General features: G+C 71.9%; 2 protein-coding genes. Both read right to left on the reverse strand.

What is annotated here, in order from left to right:
- Window positions 1–99: 99 nt before the first annotated feature.
- On the reverse strand, window positions 100–387 hold the full coding sequence (locus tag ACFRCR_RS18785) for a DUF3618 domain-containing protein (RefSeq protein ID WP_030150999.1): 288 nt from the start codon (window positions 385–387) through the stop codon (window positions 100–102).
- The gene (locus tag ACFRCR_RS18790; protein ID WP_138826282.1) at window positions 384–806 is read right to left on the reverse strand and encodes a phage holin family protein; all 423 of its coding nucleotides are present in this window, start codon (window positions 804–806) and stop codon (window positions 384–386) included. The genes ACFRCR_RS18785 and ACFRCR_RS18790 overlap by 4 nt, the downstream gene beginning before the upstream one ends.
- Window positions 807–1,184: the final 378 nt, after the last annotated feature.

Here is a 1,184-nt window from a genome sequence, read left to right on the forward strand (position 1 = left end):
CCTCACGACCAGCCGAAAGCCCGGCGCCTGTGGCGCCGGGCTCGGTCGTTCCTGGGGCTGCACGGGTCCCGCCGGTTCGGACGGGGCGTCCGTAGTGCGTCAGGAGCGGCGCCGGAGGATCGCCGCGGCCACGAGCGCGACCGTCGCGACGGCACCCCCGATGAGGATCTTGACGTTGCGGGCGCGCGCCGGGTCGTGCTCGGGAAGCCCGCGTCCTGTGAAGAAGCTCCCCGTGTCGGCGGCGGCCTGCTTGGTCTGGTGCGCGACGTTCGCCGCCTGTGTCCGGGGGTCGAGGCGCGTGGTGAGCTCGTCGATCGTGCTCGCGAGCTCGGACCGGGTCCGGGCGATCTCGGCCTCCAGCTCGGCCTGGGTCGGTTCGGTGCTCACGGGCGCAGTCCTTCCTTCACAGTGGCGACGTCTTCCTTGATGCCGGCAATGGCCACGTCCGGGGTCGGGGGCATCCCCTTCTTGAGCTGCTTGCTGCCCACGAAGGCCAGGATGCCTGCGAGGAGGAACAGGGCGACGCCGACGATGAGGGCCGCGAGCCACAGGGGCACGGCGTGCGCGAGCCCGACCATCGCCGAGTGCAGGAGGAAGCCCAGGCCGTAGAGCGAGAGCACGCCGGCCACGACGAACATGCCGATCCCGATGCCCGACCTGGCGGCCTTGGTCGTCAGCTCCTTCTTGGCGAGCGCGATCTCGGTCCGGACGAGGCGCGTGGCCTGCTCGGACATCTGCTCGACGAGCTTGCCGATCGAGGGCTTCGGGCTCGGGGGAGGGGGCTGCCCGTCGTCCCAGTCGCTCATGGTGGTCACCTTCCTGGCGCTCCGTTCGGGGCGCCCGTGCGCGCGAGGGGGACCCGCGCCCTGAAGAGTCGGTTCTTCATGTCCCACTCAACCGGTCAACCGCCCCGAGGGCAATTCCGCGCGCCGGGCGTGCGAGTGCTCGTCCGGTGTGCTCGGCAGGTGACGGGTGAGGAGGGTGCCTGTGCCCGATGGGTGCGTGCGTCACGATCCCCATCACCCTTCTCGAACACGGAGATTCGTCTCGTCGGACGGGCGGCGTGTCCCCGGTGCGTCCCGAGCGCACCTGCAGGCCCGACGACGTCGCCCGGCGTGGGCGGTCCGGCCGGGGTGGGTGCTCTGCTGGCCCGGCCGCCGGGGTCGGTGGGAACGACGAAGCCC

Source organism: Oerskovia sp. NPDC056781, assembly GCF_042789955.1.
Lineage (GTDB): Bacteria > Actinomycetota > Actinomycetes > Actinomycetales > Cellulomonadaceae > Oerskovia > Oerskovia rustica.